At 48.7% G+C, this 17,170-nt stretch carries 17 protein-coding genes; 6 read left to right on the top strand and 11 right to left on the bottom strand.

The genetic code is table 11. The features are described 5' to 3' along the window. Window positions 1-17 precede the first annotated feature (17 nt). From cysE to FTE26_RS10240, 5 genes are all read right to left on the bottom strand, one after another. Window positions 18-839 (bottom strand): serine O-acetyltransferase, encoded by an 822-nt coding sequence (gene cysE / locus FTE26_RS10260; protein WP_001277561.1) that lies wholly within the window; start codon window positions 837-839, stop codon window positions 18-20. A gap of 79 nt (window positions 840-918) precedes the next feature. After that, a complete protein-coding gene (gene gpsA, locus FTE26_RS10255) occupies window positions 919-1,938 on the bottom strand; it encodes an NAD(P)H-dependent glycerol-3-phosphate dehydrogenase (RefSeq protein WP_001076194.1) in 1,020 nt (339 codons plus the stop codon). Beyond that, window positions 1,938-2,405, bottom strand: a complete 468-nt coding sequence (gene secB, locus FTE26_RS10250; RefSeq protein WP_000003377.1) for a protein-export chaperone SecB — start codon at window positions 2,403-2,405, stop codon at window positions 1,938-1,940. The genes gpsA and secB overlap by 1 nt, the downstream gene beginning before the upstream one ends. A 62-nt stretch (window positions 2,406-2,467) precedes the next feature. Beyond that, window positions 2,468-2,719 (bottom strand): glutaredoxin 3, encoded by a 252-nt coding sequence (grxC, locus tag FTE26_RS10245; protein WP_000024392.1) that lies wholly within the window; start codon window positions 2,717-2,719, stop codon window positions 2,468-2,470. 141 nt (window positions 2,720-2,860) lie between these two features. Then, entirely contained in the window at window positions 2,861-3,292 is a 432-nt protein-coding gene (locus FTE26_RS10240; protein WP_001297451.1) for a rhodanese-like domain-containing protein, read from the bottom strand. Window positions 3,293-3,536: 244 nt separating this feature from the next. Between FTE26_RS10240 and gpmM the strand changes: the two genes are divergently transcribed. Genes gpmM through FTE26_RS10225 form a run of 3 tightly spaced genes read left to right on the top strand, consistent with a single transcriptional unit; the run spans window position 3,537 to window position 7,337 of the window. Beyond that, complete coding sequence (gene gpmM / locus FTE26_RS10235) at window positions 3,537-5,081, top strand: 2,3-bisphosphoglycerate-independent phosphoglycerate mutase (protein WP_000116565.1); 1,545 nt, start codon at window positions 3,537-3,539, stop codon at window positions 5,079-5,081. Window positions 5,082-5,114: 33 nt separating this feature from the next. Further along, window positions 5,115-6,374: a murein hydrolase activator EnvC gene (gene envC, locus FTE26_RS10230; RefSeq protein WP_000196256.1), complete on the top strand. Its 1,260-nt coding sequence runs from the start codon at window positions 5,115-5,117 to the stop codon at window positions 6,372-6,374. 3 nt (window positions 6,375-6,377) lie between these two features. Further along, on the top strand, window positions 6,378-7,337 hold the full coding sequence (locus FTE26_RS10225) for a divergent polysaccharide deacetylase family protein (protein WP_000483856.1): 960 nt from the start codon (window positions 6,378-6,380) through the stop codon (window positions 7,335-7,337). Here the strand turns inward: FTE26_RS10225 and waaH are convergent. From waaH to kbl, 3 genes are all read right to left on the bottom strand, one after another. Further along, a complete protein-coding gene (gene waaH / locus FTE26_RS10220; protein WP_000982091.1) occupies window positions 7,324-8,358 on the bottom strand; it encodes a UDP-glucuronate:LPS(HepIII) glycosyltransferase in 1,035 nt (344 codons plus the stop codon). The two genes, FTE26_RS10225 and waaH, sit on opposite strands and share 14 nt — an antisense overlap. 238 nt (window positions 8,359-8,596) lie before the next feature. Next, window positions 8,597-9,622, bottom strand: a complete 1,026-nt coding sequence (tdh, locus tag FTE26_RS10215) for an L-threonine 3-dehydrogenase (RefSeq protein ID WP_000646014.1) — start codon at window positions 9,620-9,622, stop codon at window positions 8,597-8,599. A 9-nt stretch (window positions 9,623-9,631) separates the two neighbouring features. Beyond that, window positions 9,632-10,828: a glycine C-acetyltransferase gene (gene kbl, locus FTE26_RS10210; protein WP_001213834.1), complete on the bottom strand. Its 1,197-nt coding sequence runs from the start codon at window positions 10,826-10,828 to the stop codon at window positions 9,632-9,634. Window positions 10,829-11,041: 213 nt separating this feature from the next. Between kbl and rfaD the strand changes: the two genes are divergently transcribed. The 3 genes from rfaD to rfaC are packed head-to-tail and all read left to right on the top strand — an operon-like array spanning window position 11,042 to window position 13,993. Further along, a complete protein-coding gene (rfaD, locus tag FTE26_RS10205) occupies window positions 11,042-11,974 on the top strand; it encodes an ADP-glyceromanno-heptose 6-epimerase (protein WP_000587750.1) in 933 nt (310 codons plus the stop codon). Window positions 11,975-11,983: 9 nt separating this feature from the next. Beyond that, entirely contained in the window at window positions 11,984-13,030 is a 1,047-nt protein-coding gene (rfaF, locus tag FTE26_RS10200) for an ADP-heptose--LPS heptosyltransferase RfaF (RefSeq protein ID WP_000699228.1), read from the top strand. A 3-nt stretch (window positions 13,031-13,033) separates the two neighbouring features. Beyond that, entirely contained in the window at window positions 13,034-13,993 is a 960-nt protein-coding gene (gene rfaC / locus FTE26_RS10195) for a lipopolysaccharide heptosyltransferase RfaC (RefSeq protein WP_001264550.1), read from the top strand. A gap of 47 nt (window positions 13,994-14,040) precedes the next feature. Here the strand turns inward: rfaC and FTE26_RS10190 are convergent, their stop codons facing one another. The 3 genes from FTE26_RS10190 to FTE26_RS10180 are packed head-to-tail and all read right to left on the bottom strand — an operon-like array spanning window position 14,041 to window position 17,162. Next, window positions 14,041-15,294, bottom strand: a complete 1,254-nt coding sequence (locus FTE26_RS10190; RefSeq protein ID WP_000453195.1) for an O-antigen ligase family protein — start codon at window positions 15,292-15,294, stop codon at window positions 14,041-14,043. 34 nt (window positions 15,295-15,328) lie between these two features. After that, window positions 15,329-16,102 (bottom strand): glycosyltransferase family 25 protein, encoded by a 774-nt coding sequence (locus FTE26_RS10185; protein ID WP_001052918.1) that lies wholly within the window; start codon window positions 16,100-16,102, stop codon window positions 15,329-15,331. Between the two features lie 31 nt (window positions 16,103-16,133). Next, window positions 16,134-17,162 (bottom strand): UDP-galactose--(galactosyl) LPS alpha1,2-galactosyltransferase, encoded by a 1,029-nt coding sequence (locus FTE26_RS10180; protein ID WP_000364781.1) that lies wholly within the window; start codon window positions 17,160-17,162, stop codon window positions 16,134-16,136. Between the last annotated feature and the right edge of the window lie 8 nt (window positions 17,163-17,170).

The raw sequence follows: 17,170 nt of genomic DNA, 5'->3' as shown, positions 1-17,170 counted from the left end.
GGCACGATCACAGGACATCAGATCCCATCCCCATACTCAAATGTATGGTTAATACCGTTGAAATGCTGGTCCATATCCATTGATGGCTTATCGCTGTCTGGTTTACCGACAATACGAGCCGGAACGCCAGCGGCGGTTGTATGCGGCGGCACCGGTTGCAGCACCACGGAACCTGCGCCAATCTTCGCGCCGCGACCAACTTCAATATTGCCGAGGATTTTCGCGCCCGCGCCAATCATCACACCTTCACGAATTTTCGGGTGACGGTCACCACCAGATTTACCCGTACCGCCAAGCGTCACAGATTGCAGAATCGATACGTCGTTTTCAATTACCGCCGTTTCACCCACAACGATGCCCGTGGCGTGGTCGAGCATAATGCCACGGCCAATTTTTGCTGCCGGGTGAATATCGACCTGGAACGTCACAGAAACCTGGTTTTGCAGAAAGATTGCCAATGCGCGACGCCCCTGATTCCACAACCAGTGACCGATGCGATAGGCCTGCAAGGCATGAAAACCCTTCAGGTATAACAACGGGGTTGAGTATTTATCGACTGCCGGGTCGCGGGTACGCACCGCCTGAATATCACAGGCCGCAGAGGCGATCATTTCCGGGTCAGCGGCGTAGGCTTCTTCCACCACTTCACGGATAGCAATAGCAGGCATAATTGGCGATGACAGCTTGTTCGCCAGCATGTAGCTCAGTGCACTACCAAGGTTTTCGTGCTTGAGTAGCGTCGCGTGGTAAAAACTGGCCAGCATTGGCTCACAGTCCGCCAGCGTTCTGGCTTCGGCTTTAATATTGTTCCAGACAATTTCCAGTTCTTCACACGACATTGCTTACTCCACACGATGAGATAATGACCGGCCCGTTCTGCGCGGGCCGGGTCATAGCGGTAACAAAGGTTCCCTGGGGTTAGTGGCTGCTGCGCTCGTCCTTGCGTGCACGACCTAATAACGTCAATGCTGCCTCGCGCGCGTTTTTTCCGCAATATAATACTTGATAAATTTCCTCGGTTATTGGCATTTCAACGCCGAAGCGATGCGCCAGTTCGCGGACTTCTTTCGTATTGCGGTAGCCTTCCACCACCTGACCAATCTTCTCCTGCGCGCTTTGTACATCCATGCCCTGACCGAGCATCATGCCAAAACGGCGGTTACGCGACTGGTTGTCGGTACAGGTAAGCACCAGATCGCCAAGCCCCGCCATGCCCATAAAGGTGGCAGGATCGGCACCCAGCGCCGCACCAAGACGCGACATTTCAGCCAGCCCACGGGTGATCAGCGCCGTACGCGCATTCGCACCAAAACCGATACCGTCGGACATCCCCGCGCCAATGGCAATGACGTTTTTCACCGCACCGCCAAGCTGCACGCCGATGAAATCCGGGTTGCTGTAAACGCGGAAACTTTTGCCACAGTGCAGCAATTGTTGGAGATCATCGGCAAAGGTCTGGTCGGTAGAGGCCAACGAAATAGCCGTCGGTAAACCTGCCGCCAGTTCTTTCGCAAACGTTGGGCCAGAGATAACCGCCAGCGGAATTTGATCGCCTAAGGCCTCACGCGCCACGTCCTGTAACAGACGTCCGGTTTCCGCTTCCAGCCCTTTGGTCGCCCACACCAGACGCGCATCAGGACGCATCAGCGGTTTAATCTGGCGCAGCACTTCACCAAAGACATGGCTGGGTACGACGACGAGAATATTACGGCTGGCTGCCAGCGCAGTGGCGAGATCGCTTTCAAGATGGAGCGTATCGGGAAAAGGCACATCGGGGAGAAACGCGGCGTTACAGCGGTCGCGTTCAAGCGTTGCGATATGTTCAGGGTCATGGCCCCAGAGGACAACCTCGTGGCCATTTCTTGCCAGGGTGATGGCAAGAGCGGTGCCGTACGAGCCGGCACCGATCACAGTCATTGAAGCATTACGTTGGTTCATCAGGCATCCTGATGTTCTTCAGTACCTTCGCCAGCCTGCTGCTGCAAATAGTTCATGAACAGCGCATCGAAGTTAACCGGCGCAAGGTTCAGTTGCGGGAATGTACCGCGGGATACCATGCTGGTGATGCACTCACGAGCATACGGGAACAGAATGTTCGGGCAGTATGCGCCCAGGCAATGTGCCATCTGGGTGCCTTCGATACCCGCGATGGAGAAAATACCGCCCTGCTGAACTTCACACAGGAACGCGGTTTCTTCGCCCAGGGAGGCCGTTACGGTAACACGCAGTACCACTTCGTATACGTCATCTGCCAGTTGGGAAGATGCCGTATCCAGATCAAGTTTAACTTCTGGTTGCCAATCTTTCTGGAAAACGTGCGGCGCGTTCGGCGCTTCGAAAGAGATATCCTTGGTATAAATACGTTGGATCTGGAAAGTCATTTCAGTGTTGTTTTGTTCTGACATGTGTAGAAAACCCTTAAGTGTTGTCCTTAAATACTGCGCAATGTAATGCCAACGTTCACACGTTATTTCAGCAGGGGATCCAGTCCACCACGTGCATCCAATGCATACAAGTCATCACAGCCGCCAATGTGCTGTGCGTCAATAAAAATCTGGGGAACCGTGGTGCGACCGCTGCGTTTGATCATCTCTTCACGCTTGGCGGCATTGCCATCGATCGGCAACTCCTGAAAACTCACGCCCTTGCTGCTCAGCAGTGCTTTTGCACGATGGCAATACGGGCAGGTTTCTTTGGTATAGATTTCAACATTGGCCATAATTTAGCTCCTGTTTTTTTACCCTGAAATTTCATGTTGCAGGGCGGCTGCAAAATGGAGTGTCCCCAGAAGCTTATAACAATAAGTCGCTGGGGGCCTAATTGCAGCTAACGGCCTGCATCATGAAAGACGACAGGTAAATTATTTGCCGCGCACCAAAGGCAAGTTTTCGCCAGCCCAGCCAGCGACGCCTTCTTTCAGCACGAATACTTGCGCAAAACCAGCTTTCGTCAGCGCGTTTGCAGGCTCCTGGCACTGCATGCCAGAACCGTCTATCACGATAACCGGTTTGTCTTTGTGCTTCTCAAGCTCACCAACATTGTTGGCTTTGATTTCGCTCGGCAACAGATTGATAGAACCTGCGATATGGCCTTTACGGAAGTCATCACGCTGACGTAAATCCACAACCACAGCGTCTTCTTTGTTGATCAGACGCGTAGCTTCACCACGAGTAATCACCTTCACTTTCGAGGTCAGGCTCTTAAACGTAGTCACAAGAACCGCCACCAGTAACGCGATCCAGGCGATACTCAGTATGGGATGACGGCCAACAAATTGCATAATTTCTTGCATGGGGGGTAACAACTCCCGACGTAGTGATTAAAAAAACCAGGAAAGGAGTATACCTGCGCGGTGCGGCAAATACAGCCAGCGCGTTAACTGGAATGCAATTTTGCGGGGCACGACGAAAAAAAAGCGCAAATCTGGCATCGGCTTGCCGCGAGCGGTCGTATATTTTGATCTTCAGAGGCTATTTTATCGATTCAGCTGTAGTAAAATTACGCAAATTTTGACTCTTGAGTATGAGGTTGTCGCAATGTCGGTTTCTAAAAAACCTATGGTACTGGTGATTCTGGATGGCTATGGCTATCGTGAAGAACAGCAGGATAACGCCATTTTTAGTGCTAAAACCCCGGTAATGGATGCACTGTGGGCCAATCGTCCGCATACCCTGATCGACGCTTCCGGTCTGGAAGTCGGTCTGCCTGACCGTCAGATGGGTAACTCCGAAGTAGGCCACGTTAACCTGGGTGCCGGCCGCATCGTGTATCAGGACCTGACTCGTCTGGACGTTGAAATCAAAGATCGCGCTTTCTTTGCTAATCCAGTGCTGACTGGCGCGGTAGATAAAGCGAAAAACGCAGGTAAAGCAGTACACATTATGGGTCTGCTCTCCGCAGGCGGCGTACACAGCCACGAAGATCACATCATGGCGATGGTAGAACTGGCAGCTGAACGCGGCGCAGAAAAAATCTACCTGCACGCATTCCTTGACGGTCGCGACACCCCGCCGCGCAGTGCTGAATCCTCGCTGAAAAAATTTGAAGAGAAATTTGCTGCGCTGGGTAAAGGCCGCGTAGCGTCCATCATTGGTCGTTACTACGCGATGGACCGCGATAACCGTTGGGATCGCGTTGAAAAAGCCTATGACCTGCTGACTCTGGCGCAGGGTGAGTTCCAGGCCGATACTGCCGTTGCTGGTTTGCAGGCAGCTTATGCTCGCGACGAAAACGACGAGTTCGTGAAAGCGACCGTTATTCGTGCAGAAGGTCAGCCAGATGCGGCAATGGAAGACGGCGATGCGCTGATTTTCATGAACTTCCGTGCTGACCGCGCGCGCGAAATCACTCGTGCATTCGTAAACGCAGATTTCGACGGCTTCGCGCGTAAGAAAGTGGTTAACGTCGATTTCGTGATGCTGACCGAATACGCCGCTGACATCAAAACTGCGGTTGCTTACCCACCCGCTTCCCTGGTTAACACCTTCGGCGAGTGGATGGCGAAAAACGACAAAACTCAGTTGCGTATTTCCGAAACCGAAAAATATGCCCACGTTACTTTCTTCTTCAACGGTGGCGTAGAAGAGTCGTTCAAAGGCGAAGATCGCATTCTGATCAACTCACCGAAAGTGGCTACCTACGATCTGCAACCGGAAATGAGCTCCGCAGAGCTGACCGAAAAACTGGTTGCGGCCATCAAGAGCGGCAAATACGACACCATTATCTGTAACTATCCGAACGGCGACATGGTAGGTCACACCGGGGTGATGGAAGCGGCGGTTAAAGCGGTTGAAGCACTGGATCACTGCGTGGAAGAAGTCGCGAAAGCGGTTGAGTCCGTGGGTGGACAACTGCTGATCACCGCTGACCACGGTAACGCTGAACAGATGCGCGATCCGGCAACGGGTCAGGCACACACGGCACACACCAACCTGCCAGTTCCGCTGATTTACGTTGGTGATAAGAACGTGAAAGCGGTTGCAGGCGGCAAACTTTCTGACATCGCGCCGACCATGTTGTCGCTGATGGGTATGGAAATCCCGCAAGAGATGACTGGTAAGCCGCTGTTCATCGTGGAATAATCCCTCCCCATGAGGGGAAAGGCGATTAATACCATGACACGGGCCGTGAAACCGCGCAGGTTTGCAATCAGGCCCATCATCTACGCCAGCGTTCTTAGCGCTGGCGTATTGTTGTGCGCCTTTTCCGCCCACGCGGATGAGCGTGACCAACTCAAATCTATTCAGGCCGATATCGCCGCGAAAGAGCGCGCGGTACGCCAAAAGCAACAACAACGCGCAAGCCTGCTCGCACAATTGAAAAAGCAGGAAGAAGCGATCTCTGAAGCCACCCGTAAGCTGCGCGAAACGCAAAACACTCTCAATCAACTCAATAAACAGATTGATGAGATGAACGCGTCGATTGCCAAACTGGAGCAGCAAAAAGCCGCCCAGGAGCGCAGCCTCGCCGCACAACTGGATGCCGCATTCCGTCAGGGCGAGCATACCGGTATTCAGCTAATTCTCAGCGGTGAAGAAAGCCAGCGTGGACAGCGTTTACAGGCTTATTTCGGCTATCTCAACCAGGCGCGACAAGAAACCATTGCCCAGTTGAAGCAAACGCGTGAAGAAGTCGCCATGCAGCGTGCTGAACTGGAAGAGAAACAAAGCGAGCAACAAACGCTGTTATATGAACAGCGCGCCCAACAGGCGAAACTGACTCAGGCTCTGAACGAGCGTAAAAAGACGCTGGCGGGGCTGGAATCTTCCATCCAGCAAGGTCAGCAGCAGCTAAGTGAACTGCGTGCCAACGAATCCCGTCTGCGTAACAGCATTGCCCGTGCGGAAGCCGCGGCGAAAGCGCGTGCTGAACGAGAAGCGCGTGAGGCCCAGGCGGTTCGCGACCGCCAGAAAGAAGCGACGCGCAAAGGCACCACCTACAAACCGACCGAAAGCGAAAAATCGCTGATGTCCCGAACTGGTGGCCTGGGTGCGCCGCGTGGTCAGGCATTCTGGCCGGTTCGCGGGCCGACGCTGCATCGCTATGGTGAACAGCTACAGGGCGAACTACGCTGGAAAGGAATGGTTATCGGTGCCTCTGAAGGTACTGAAGTTAAAGCGATTGCCGACGGTCGGGTGATTCTGGCTGACTGGCTGCAAGGTTACGGTCTGGTGGTGGTGGTTGAGCACGGTAAAGGCGACATGAGTCTTTACGGCTATAATCAGAGCGCACTGGTGAGCGTTGGTTCGCAGGTTCGCGCGGGCCAGCCAATTGCACTGGTGGGCAGCAGTGGCGGTCAGGGTCGGCCTTCACTCTATTTCGAAATTCGCCGCCAGGGTCAGGCGGTCAATCCACAGCCGTGGTTGGGAAGATAAGTTTTGTTTCCATTTCGTCGTAACGTTCTTGCATTTGCCGCTCTGTTGGCGCTCTCCTCCCCCGTACTTGCTGGCAAACTTGCCATCGTCATTGATGATTTTGGGTATCGCCCGCACAACGAAAACCAGGTGCTGGCGATGCCCTCCGCTATCTCCGTCGCTGTATTACCCGATTCACCGCACGCCAGAGAGATGGCGACCAAAGCGCATAACAGCGGGCACGAAGTGTTGATTCATCTCCCGATGGCACCACTGAGTAAACAGCCGCTGGAGAAAAATACGCTGCGCCCGGAGATGAGCAGCGACGAAATTGAGCGCATTATTCGTAGTGCGGTCAATAACGTGCCCTATGCCGTGGGGATCAACAACCACATGGGTAGCAAGATGACCTCTAACCTGTTTGGTATGCAGAAAGTGATGCAGGCACTGGAGCGTTACAATCTTTACTTCCTCGACAGCGTAACCATCGGTAATACCCAGGCGATGCGCGCCGCGCAAGGTACTGGCGTGAAGGTGATCAAACGGAAGGTGTTCCTCGACGATTCGCAGAACGAAGCGGACATCCGTGTGCAATTTAATCGCGCAATTGATCTGGCGCGTCGCAACGGTTCAACCATTGCCATTGGGCATCCTCACCCTTCAACGGTACGCGTGCTACAACAGATGGTTTATAACCTGCCGCCAGACATTACGCTGGTGAAAGCCAGCAGCTTGCTGAATGAACCGCAGGTTGATACTTCTACACCGCCGAAAAACGCTGTGCCTGATGCACCGCGTAATCCGTTCCGTGGCGTGAAGCTGTGCAAACCGAAGAAACCGATAGAACCTGTTTATGCTAATCGCTTCTTTGAAGTATTAAGCGAAAGCATCAGCCAGAGCACGCTGATCGTTTACTTCCAGCATCAGTGGCAAGGCTGGGGCAAACAGCCCGAAGCGGCGAAGTTTAACGCTAGCGCAAATTAAAGGCGCTACGCGTAATGCGATGGTGCGACCGCGTTTTGTCGCGCCATTGCCATAAGCGGAAAGACCACAGTAACGCCTGGTAACCGACCTTCACGCTGCGCACATTGGTAATCAGGCGCTTATACATACCGGAAGTAAATATCTCGGCAATCATCCGTTGGCGGGTAAGAATATCCGGCTCTTTGCGCACCGCATGGCAAACACGCAATGCTTCGTAAGTTATTTGCTGATGAAATTCCGGATAAATCGTAATTTTGTCGGCATAATTTCGATTTAATTTCTCCAGCAGGCGGGTAATCTTAATATAGTGACGTTGATAATTAAGGTTTTTATTCCCTTGTCTATGCAACCGACTCACTGACGTATTATGCAGATAATATTTATATAATGATTGCTCGGTATATCGCGCACGCAGCGCGTTAAACATGAATTCTGTTGTCCAGACAATATCCTGATGATGTAATCCGGCAATAAATTTAATGTTATTTTTAACAATAACATCACGGCGATAAACCCCCATCCAGACAACGTGAGTCCAACGGCGCGAAGAAAGCCCCATCCGCAGCCAGTCCGGGCCGGTTAATACGCCGGTTGAGCGAAGGCGATCGCTGGGGATGGATTGCCAGGTTTCTCCCGTTTCACGAAAACACCAGTCAGCGTTGCACTGCGCCACGTCGAGGTCATCCTCTAACGCCATGGTCATCAGCGTTTCGTACATGGTGGGATAGACCTCATCGTCAGCATCGACAAAAGCGACATATTTGCCCGTCGCCACCTCGATCCCACGATTACGCGCTACCGATGCGCCAGCATTCGCCTGATGCAACAAACGAACGTGCGGATAGTTTTCTGCGTAATGCTTTGCTATTTCAACAGAATTATCCGTTGAACCATCGTTAATAATAATGATTTCCAGAGCAGTCCAGGTTTGCGTAATTAAAGATTCCATACAAGTGCGGAAATCATCGCCCGCATTATATAACGGAATAATAACACTAAGTTTATTGGTGCTGTTCATCATAAATTACCGACGACCTCTGAAGTTATCCTGACGTTTTACAGGCTTTGTATTAAGAAACTATTAAGCCTGTGAGATATTATTTTTACAGGTGAGAGAGTCACTTCAGGGTAGAGAGATAATGAGAGCAGCTATATAAGAGATCAGCGCAATTACGATATCTTTATTACACTGACAGGATTTTACATATTTAACGGATTATCCTCAGGCAAAAGGGCTGGAATACCAGCCCTTGTTCGTGTTAATCCCAACTCAGAATTACTTTCCCGGACTGGCCCGAACGCATAGCGTCAAAGCCCTTCTGGAAATCATCGATAGAGAAACGATGGGTAATGATCGGCGAGAGATCCAGACCTGACTGAATCAGCGCCGCCATCTTGTACCAGGTTTCAAACATCTCACGACCGTAAATACCTTTAATGAACAAGCCTTTAAAGATTACTTTGGTCCAGTCGATAGACATATCGGACGGTGGAATACCCAGCATCGCAATACGACCGCCGTGGTTCATGGTATCGAGCATGGTACGAAACGCTGGCGGCGCGCCGGACATTTCCAGACCGACATCAAAGCCTTCGGTCATGCCCAGTTCAGCCATCACATCATTAAGGTTTTCTTTCGCGACGTTAACCGCACGGGTGATACCCATTTTGCGCGCCAGCTCAAGGCGGTATTCGTTAACATCGGTGATCACCACATTGCGTGCACCAACGTGTTTCGCCACCGCCGCAGCCATAATACCTATCGGACCTGCACCAGAAACCAGCACATCTTCGCCCACCAGATCGAACGACAGCGCGGTATGCACGGCGTTACCGAAGGGATCAAAAATGGAAGCCAGGTCGTCGGAGATATTGTCTGGGATTTTGAAGGCGTTGAACGCCGGGATCACCAGATATTCGGCGAAGCAGCCCGGACGGTTAACGCCGACGCCGATCGTGTTGCGGCACAGATGGGTACGACCGCCACGACAGTTGCGACAGTGACCGCAGGTGATATGGCCTTCGCCAGAAACGCGATCGCCGATTTTGAAGCCTTTCACTTCCTGACCAATACCTACCACTTCACCGACATATTCATGGCCTACGACCATCGGCACCGGGATGGTTTTTTGCGACCACTCATCCCAGTTATAGATGTGAACGTCAGTCCCGCAGATGGCTGTTTTACGGATTTTAATCAGCAGATCGTTATGCCCGAGTTCCGGTACAGGAACGTCGGTCATCCAGATGCCCTCTTCCGCTTTCAGTTTGGATAACGCTTTCATCTCACATCCTCAGGCGATAACGCCCAGTTGTTTACCAATACGCGTGAATGCTTCTACTGCACGCGTAATTTGCTCAGGGGTATGCGCCGCAGACATCTGGGTACGAATACGCGCCTGACCTTTCGGAACGACCGGATAGAAGAAACCGGTGACGTAAATGCCCTCTTTTTGCAGCTCACGGGCAAATTTCTGCGCCACTACTGCATCGCCAAGCATGACCGGAATAATGGCATGATCGGCTCCCGCCAGGGTAAAGCCCGCCGCCGACATTTGCTCACGGAACTGGCGCGCGTTCGCCCACAGACGGTCACGCAGTTCGCTGCCCGCTTCGACCATCTCCAGTACTTTGATGGACGCGGCAACAATGGCCGGTGCCAGCGAGTTGGAGAACAGGTACGGACGAGAACGCTGGCGCAGCCACTCAACCACCTCTTTGCGCGCCGCGGTATAACCACCAGAAGCCCCGCCCAGCGCTTTACCAAGTGTGCCGGTGATAATATCGACCCGGCCCATCACATCGCAGTATTCATGGGAACCACGACCGTTTTCACCGACAAAACCGACCGCGTGGGAGTCGTCTACCATCACCAGGGCATCGTATTTATCTGCCAGATCGCAAACGCCCTTCAGATTGGCAATCACACCGTCCATCGAGAATACACCATCGGTGGCAATCAGCACATGACGCGCACCGGCTTCACGCGCTTCTTTCAGACGAGCTTCAAGCTCCTGCATATCGTTGTTGGCATAGCGATAGCGTTTAGCTTTACACAGACGCACACCATCAATAATAGACGCGTGGTTCAGTGCGTCGGAGATAATGGCGTCTTCCGCGCCCAGCAGCGTTTCAAACAGGCCACCGTTAGCATCAAAGCAGGAAGAGTAGAGAATCGCATCTTCCATCCCCAGGAATGCCGCCAGTTTTTGTTCAAGCTCTTTATGGCTGTCCTGAGTGCCGCAAATAAAACGCACCGAAGCCATGCCGAAACCGTGAGAATCCATTCCCGCCTTTGCTGCCGCAATCAGATCCGGATGATTCGCCAGCCCGAGATAGTTGTTGGCACAAAAGTTAATGACGTGGCTTCCATCAGCCACGGTGATATCTGCTTGCTGCGCAGACGTAATAATGCGCTCTTCTTTAAACAACCCTTCCGCCCGTGCGGTTTCCAGATCGTTGGTTAACTGCTGATAAAATTCTCCACGCATTGCGATTCTCCAGACAGGGCAAATTCCAGCACATATTACCCAAACTTATAGGTCGCGACGAGATGACGCGTTAACACTTCTGCAAAATTCAGGATAAATAACGTCCATCAATCTCACTTTTGGCGAATGGCTGAAGCCAACGCCGTGTAGTGATATGATAGAAGTATTCGTGTCTGAGATTGTCTCTGACTCCATAATTCGAAGGTTACAGTTATGATCATCGTTACCGGCGGCGCGGGCTTTATCGGCAGCAACATCGTTAAGGCCCTGAATGATAAAGGCATCACCGATATTCTGGTGGTGGACAACCTGAAAGACGGCACCAAGTTTGTGAACCTGGTGGATCTGGATATCGCGGACTATATGGATAAGGAAGACTTCCTGATCCAGATTATGGCTGGCGAAGAGTTCGGCGATGTCGAAGCGATTTTCCACGAAGGCGCATGCTCTTCCACCACCGAGTGGGACGGCAAGTATATGATGGATAACAACTATCAATACTCCAAGGAGCTGCTGCACTACTGCCTGGAGCGCGAAATCCCGTTCCTGTACGCTTCTTCCGCAGCCACCTACGGCGGACGCACCTCCGACTTTATTGAATCCCGCGAGTACGAAAAACCGTTGAACGTCTACGGTTACTCAAAATTCCTGTTTGATGAATATGTTCGTCAAATCCTGCCTGAAGCGAACTCGCAGATTGTTGGCTTCCGTTATTTCAACGTTTATGGACCGCGTGAAGGCCATAAAGGCAGCATGGCGAGCGTCGCTTTCCATCTCAACACCCAGCTTAACAACGGTGAATCGCCAAAACTGTTCGAAGGTAGCGAGAACTTCAAACGTGACTTCGTCTATGTGGGCGACGTGGCAGATGTAAACCTGTGGTTCCTGGAAAATGGCGTTTCCGGCATCTTCAACCTCGGCACCGGTCGTGCGGAATCCTTCCAGGCTGTAGCTGATGCTACGCTGGCTTATCACAAGAAAGGCCAGATCGAATACATTCCGTTCCCGGATAAACTGAAAGGCCGCTATCAGGCGTTCACTCAGGCAGATCTGACAAATCTGCGCGCGGCGGGTTACGACAAACCGTTCAAAACCGTTGCTGAAGGTGTAACGGAATACATGGCCTGGCTGAATCGCGACGCATAAGAGCTCTGCATGAAAATACTGGTGATCGGCCCGTCTTGGGTTGGCGACATGATGATGTCGCAAAGTCTCTATCGCACGCTCCAGGCGCGCTATCCCCAGGCGATAATCGATGTGATGGCACCGGCATGGTGCCGTCCATTATTATCGCGGATGCCGGAAGTTAACGAAGCTATCCCTATGCCTCTCGGTCACGGAGCGCTGGAAATCGGCGAACGCCGCAAACTGGGTCATAGCCTGCGTGAAAAGCGCTACGACCGCGCCTACGTCTTACCAAACTCCTTCAAATCTGCATTAGTGCCTTTCTTCGCGGGTATTCCTCATCGCACTGGCTGGCGCGGCGAGATGCGCTACGGTTTACTCAACGATGTACGCGTGCTCGATAAAGAAGCCTGGCCGCTAATGGTGGAACGCTATGTCGCGCTGGCCTATGACAAAGGCATTATGCGTACCGCACAAGATCTGCCGCAGCCATTGTTATGGCCGCAGTTGCAGGTGAGCGAAGGTGAAAAATCATATACCTGTAATCAATTTTCGCTTTCATCAGAACGTCCGATGATTGGCTTTTGCCCGGGTGCGGAGTTTGGTCCGGCAAAACGCTGGCCACACTACCACTATGCGGAGCTGGCAAAGCAGCTGATTGATGAAGGTTATCAGGTGGTTCTGTTTGGCTCTGCGAAAGATCATGAAGCGGGCAATGAGATTCTTGCCGCTTTGAATACCGAGCAGCAGGCATGGTGTCGGAACCTGGCGGGGGAAACACAGCTTGATCAAGCGGTTATCCTGATTGCAGCCTGTAAAGCCATTGTCACTAACGATTCTGGCCTGATGCACGTTGCGGCGGCGCTCAATCGTCCGCTGGTTGCCCTGTATGGTCCAAGTAGCCCGGACTTCACACCGCCGCTATCCCATAAAGCGCGCGTGATCCGTTTGATTACCGGCTATCACAAAGTGCGTAAAGGCGATGCCGCAGAAGGATATCACCAGAGTCTGATCGACATTACTCCCCAGCGCGTACTGGAAGAACTCAACGCACTATTGTTACAAGAGGAAGCCTGACGGATGCGGGTTTTGATCGTTAAAACATCGTCGATGGGCGATGTTCTCCACACGCTGCCCGCACTCACTGATGCCCAGCAGGCAATTCCAGAGATTAAATTTGACTGGGTGGTGGAAGAAGGGTTCGCACAGATTCCTTCCTGGCACGCTGCCGTTGAGCGAGTTATTCCTGTGGCAATACGTCGCTGGCGTAAAGCCTGGTTCTCGGCCCCCATAAAAGCGGAACGCAAAGCGTTTCGTGAAGCGCTACAAGCAGAGAACTATGACGCAGTTATCGACGCTCAGGGGCTGGTAAAAAGCGCGGCGCTGGTGACGCGTCTGGCGCATGGCGTAAAGCATGGAATGGACTGGCAAACCGCTCGCGAACCTTTAGCCAGTCTGTTTTACAATCGTAAGCATCATATTGCAAAACAGCAGCACGCCGTAGAACGCACCCGCGAACTGTTTGCCAAAAGTCTGGGCTATAGCAAACCGCAAACCCAGGGCGATTATGCTATTGCACAGCATTTCCTGACGAACCTGCCTACAGATGCTGGCGAATATGCCGTATTTCTTCATGCGACGACCCGTGATGATAAACACTGGCCGGAAGAACACTGGCGAGAATTGATTGGTTTACTGGCTGATTCAGGAATACGGATTAAACTTCCGTGGGGCGCGCCGCATGAGGAAGAACGGGCGAAACGACTGGCGGAAGGATTTGCTTATGTTGAAGTATTGCCGAAGATGAGTCTGGAAGGCGTTGCCCGCGTGCTGGCCGGGGCTAAATTTGTAGTGTCGGTGGATACGGGGTTAAGCCATTTAACGGCGGCACTGGATAGACCCAATATCACGGTTTATGGACCTACCGATCCGGGATTAATTGGCGGGTATGGGAAGAATCAGATGGTTTGTAGGGCTCCGCTAATGAATTTAAATAATTTAGAAGCAGCGGCTGTTTATAAAAAAATCACATTGATTTAATAAATAGTAAGTGGGCATTATACCCACTTACTTAGTCAACGCTTTTATTATTGTGGTTCTTTTTTACTCAAAAACGATATAGACAGGAAGAGGCACACAATCCACGATGCCGGTATTGGTTTAGCATGTGTAATGACATCACTAATGCCAAATAACATAATAGAAGCAGGGAAAACCAAGAGTATATACTTTTTCTCCCGGATACAGTAATAGATCATTGCAACATAGAACATAATAAGAACAAGAAGACCAATTTTTCCTTTCGTGGAAAGAGATTCCACAATTTCGTTATGCATATGTACATCAAGGAATAATAAAGCTCCACTATAAATATTATTTTCTGAACTTAATGCTTTTATATTTTCAGCACGTTGCTCAAGAGATTGCCAATTAAAACCATCAGGACTTCCTTTGATTCCTGCATTAATCATTGCAAAACGTGCCCCGACCGAGGATTGGCTGTTATTTTTTGTTGTATATGAAATAACATCAACTTTTAATGAATTAATTCGCCTCTCAATTTCCTTATTAAATATCAAACCACAAGCAAGCAGCAATATAAAAACACCACTCAATCCTTTAAATAAAAAAACTTTTTGATCACGGTGCTGGAGAAATAATATGACCATAATCATAAGTGGGAATGTGAAAAATGCCGCACGCGTCCCAGTCATCATTACTGCTGCAAAGCTTAAAGCAAAGTTAGCATAAAATAGAAACCATTTATATTTCGATTGCATTTTGATGAATACAATTGAAGAATATAAAGTTGTAAATGTAATCACATAAGCCGCAATAGTCGCTGCCCCCATCTGACCAATATTCCCATTCATGGCGGAGAGGGGAATGCGGTCTGCATGCAAATATATCCCTTGATAATATGCTCTACATAGCATGATTATTTGAACTAAGATAGCTGAAATAAAATGTAGTTTTTCATTTTGCCTGAATTTATTTTTACTTAGTAATAAAAATGTCAACGAGCTAAATACTAATAGTTTTCCAGACTCAAGGTAGCCTCGATAAGCATTTCTATATACTACATCTTCTGTTTTATAAAATTCATACCATATAAGGTTCATTGCACCCAAAAGAAGTAAACCAAGAATTAATATAATGACATTTTTATTATAATTATGCTTTTTATTTACAATTAATAAGAAAAGAGAAAATGCACCTGTCGCATTAATTATTTTAGTGGTGATATTAAGATCAATTGGCACAAACAACAAACCGATTAAATACAATAAAAAAATAAAATTACAGCTATTATTTCGAAATTGCTCAATTTTTACTTCCACGTTAATATCTCACAACAAATTGAAATTAACAATCTCATTTCAAAAGAGAAAAAAAAGCCACCTTTATCCAGGAGCGTATAAACTTCATTCTTTTCTGAAGCCTTGTTCTGGGTTGTTTTTTTTCCGATGTTAATAGCCTTTCACTTTCAAGATGACTATTAAACTCATTTAAAATAGGATGTAATATTATTTCGTCTAAATAAAACTCTTTTATAATATTATGTTGATGCATTAACTTCCAGCTATCAGCTCGATAGGTGCCATAATCCTTTGTCAATTTGAGCAACTTTTGTGCCATATCTTTATTCATCAAATATGAACATGTACGACGAATTTTATTTTTATTGAAATTAACACGCCGAAAAGTACAAGTACTTACCTTAACTTTACTAAAAAGGCTTTGCCCCAATACCGGATAATCATGTAATCCTTTTTGTCCTCCAAGCAAATACAAATTATTATGTTTTAACTTGTCTTTTTCAGAAAGATTAAAATATTGCAGAAATTTTTTAAACTTCTCATTGACGATAACATCATCCTCGAGAATGACTGCCCATTCTATATTTTTATCTATCATATCCTTATATATAAGCTGATGACTTAATGTACAAGCAATTTCTCCATCAGTCATTTCTGCGCCGACACCACTTAATCTCATTTTATCAATAATTTCTTTATTTTGAGGGTCTTTAGCATCTATGGCATCAAAAAAATCAAAATTAATATTTAATCGATGAAAAACATCATTTATTTTATTTCTTCGCTCAATATCTCTTTTAAGTGAGACAATATAAATGGGCAAGTTCATTAAAAAATCTCTGGGTGATTAATCTTAATAATTATTTGGAAAAATGCTTACGCGCTATTTTCTTACTATAATAGAGGATGAAATAGTAAAATGAAGATGCAATATTACCATTTCTTTTCAAATGTCTGGATTTCACTTGATACTGCTTTTCATTCGTGGCTGGAATAAACGCCACATCATTCCAGCAAGAAGCCTGATAAGCCTCATTAAAATACTTCTGGCAGGGATAATTCGTCCAGTCGTTCCAGGGCTTCGTTACGCCAACATAATGAATCAGCTTAGTATCATCGGTAATGGTCTTTTTATAATCTTCATCGCTTTTATTTTTTAACTCATAGTCAATGCCATAAAAGCAATCATAATCGCCGCTAATAAAAATACAATGACCAAAGAACAGAATATTTAAAATATCCTGATCAAGGCATTTATACTTCGTGTGCTGCGGGTCACTTGCCAGCATAGCAATGGCTTTATTCATAAAATCATTTTTCGCCCATGCTTCAAGCTGCAGATATACTACACCGGCGTTGAAATAATTCCCTGGAAGTCCCTCTATAGCCAGACGCTTCGCTGGTTTTTCCTGCATAAAAGGCACATCTTTAATAACAGCTGCGAACTTATCCTCATCAAAATTAATATCAAGCAATCCAGCTAATGAGCCTTTACAGATGACATCAGCATCGATATATAACAGATTTTCAATAGTTTCACTCAAATACTGGAACGCAACTAAACGGAAGAATGTTGCATAAGACCACTGTTTCAGGCTGGGGAAGATATCAATAAAGGCATTGGAGACTTTATAAATTATTACTTCAACGTTAGCATTTTTGCTGGTAAAAGCATTAACACGTTGTAGATAATCTTCATCAATGTAGTCGGTAAAGAGATGAAACTTAACCGCAAGGTCCGGGTTATGCATAACAACTGATTGCATAGATACTGCCGCACCAAATAAAAAGTTACGGTCAATACCGTAAGCGATATTTAACACACGATCGGTGTTAGCAATTTCCCCAGAGACAGCGACTTCAGTAATACTCTCAGCTAATAAATCCATGTTGGTTC

The organism is Escherichia sp. S10b, assembly GCF_028421345.1.
GTDB lineage: Bacteria > Pseudomonadota > Gammaproteobacteria > Enterobacterales > Enterobacteriaceae > ECMA0423.
The sequence above is the reverse complement of the archived record's forward strand: the minus strand, read 5'-3'. Positions and strand labels throughout refer to the sequence as shown.